Genomic DNA, 1,849 nt, shown 5'->3' on the forward strand with positions numbered 1-1,849 from the left:
ATGCCGAATGACCATTACATCGAACTCCATCAGCTTCGCTACAACGAGGGCAGGTAACATCAATCTTTGCCATAGTGTATTTTTAAAAATGTAGAGTATAACGTATCAATAAATCTGAGTCACGACCCAGATAAGGGTCTGTTATTAGGCGGTAATTATTATTAAAAAGGTTGTTGAGCGAAAGGTATAGGAATAATCACATGTTTATGGGTAAAGTCGATTTTTTGATGCGGCTTCGGCGCTGCAGTAATATCGATACGCTGGAAAAGGTGATCGAGCATATGAAGGATCGGTTAACCGCAGGAGAATTGGTGGAGTTCTATGGCGCCGCCGATCATCGTTTGGCGGAGTTGACGATGGGGAAACTCTACGACAAGGTACCTTCGAGCGTTTGGCAATTTGTACGCTAATTGAACAGCAGAGCGAAATTTATAACGCCTGAAGAAGCTCACGGTCCAGCAAGAGTGACCACGCACGAGGATGCCCAGGGGATACCCTGGGATAACAGCGGCGAGGGGAGCGCTACCGCTTACCCGACTTTTTGCTGCCGGCTGGCAAAGCGCTTTCGTAAAAACGCCTGTCCTTTTTCAGTCACGCCGCCGGTTACCATCACTTTGGAGAACGTCAATCGCTCTGAAAACTCTTCGATCCCAAACTGGCATTGTTCTACAAGCTCTTCGCTGTCGGCATAGCTGATTGCCTTAGCGATCTGTTGGAATTTCTCCATTGCTTCTTGAGTGCCCGCCTCAGGTGTGAACACATTTTTCCCCGTGCAGATCTCTTCGAGAATTGTCTCAAGAACTAACCCTAGTGTTTTCATGATTATTAACCTGCTAATGAAAAACCACACGGTCTTGATGACCAAAATATTATGCTCGGAACTAGTATATTCATTGGAGCCAGGATTGCTCGCGTAAAAACGAAATTAATCACTTTCAACTACAAAAAGAGGATATTTTAGACAGATCTACGAATGCATAGGCAGGCAATGAAGTATTGTAGCATAATGCAGGGTGGCGTGGGCTGCAAACAGAGATAAAACCGACAAACATTATAGGCTTGGCAATGAGCCAGGCTCTGGTACAAAGAGAAGAACAGTATAATTGACCCGCAGCAAATAAATGTCAAGAGTCATTAACTCAGCCGTTAGGATTTGTGTAGCATTATCAGATTGAATTGATGCACTTAATGATGCTACTGATAGCGAACGTGCCCTATTGCGGAAGACCCTAAGCGGCAGGAAAACGCCTGACCAGGGTCATCCTCGGCTAGTGTCGGCGCGCAACCGCCGTGATGCGAGTGATATTATTATTAAGCAGTTCGATATCCGAGCTGTGCCCCGTCTCAAGATTGCGCGGCAGATTCTTCATGGCCACATCGATTGAGCCGACCAGCTCATTCAGTTTATCGGGAGTGAGGGAAGATATTAAGGCTGCAACCAGAATTTCTAGGGATTGCACCAGCGCGAGCAGTTCCTTTTCCGCAGCTTCCTTTTGTGCCAGGCGGATCAGTAATTGTGAAAGTAAGCTGTTCATTGTGGCTCCTGGATAGGTAAAGTAACGGATTTGCCCTGACGGGCCAAAGCTCAGCCATACAGCTTTATTCCGAATGCATAATAATTGATATCTTTATTTAATATCAAGAGAATATTAAGTGTCGATTGAAAGCTTTGATATCTAAATTTCTGAAAAATCTGATAATAAAAAAACGGCCCTCTTTTGGGGCATAGGTATCTACACATTTATCGTGATACCTGTTATTACTTTGCAGAATGATTTCAACCTATCTGTTGGCGGGATTGACTCTCGCCTTACCCGCCGATATCAGACGCTGGTTAAACAGCATATGA

Annotated in this window: 3 protein-coding genes; 1 reads left to right on the plus strand and 2 read right to left on the minus strand. The window is 44.9% G+C overall.

Annotation, left to right across the window (positions count from 1 at the left end; all coding sequences use genetic code 11):
- The first annotated feature begins 200 nt into the window (after positions 1–200).
- A complete protein-coding gene (locus CINSTRO3249_RS15530; protein WP_074013877.1) occupies positions 201–410 on the plus strand; it encodes an HHA domain-containing protein in 210 nt (69 codons plus the stop codon).
- 119 nt (positions 411–529) lie between these two features.
- Here the strand turns inward: CINSTRO3249_RS15530 and CINSTRO3249_RS15535 are convergent, their stop codons facing one another.
- Together CINSTRO3249_RS15535 and CINSTRO3249_RS15540 are read right to left on the minus strand one after the other, a co-directional pair.
- Positions 530–820 carry a hypothetical protein gene (locus tag CINSTRO3249_RS15535; protein WP_125933226.1) on the minus strand — a complete coding sequence of 97 codons (291 nt, stop codon included), beginning with the start codon at positions 818–820 and terminating at the stop codon, positions 530–532.
- A 448-nt stretch (positions 821–1,268) separates the two neighbouring features.
- Positions 1,269–1,535, minus strand: a complete 267-nt coding sequence (locus CINSTRO3249_RS15540) for an anti-adapter protein IraP (RefSeq protein ID WP_074013879.1) — start codon at positions 1,533–1,535, stop codon at positions 1,269–1,271.
- Positions 1,536–1,849: the final 314 nt, after the last annotated feature.

Origin of the sequence: Candidatus Sodalis sp. SoCistrobi (assembly GCF_900143145.1) — a bacterium.
In the GTDB taxonomy this organism is placed as follows: Bacteria; Pseudomonadota; Gammaproteobacteria; order Enterobacterales; family Enterobacteriaceae; genus SoCistrobi.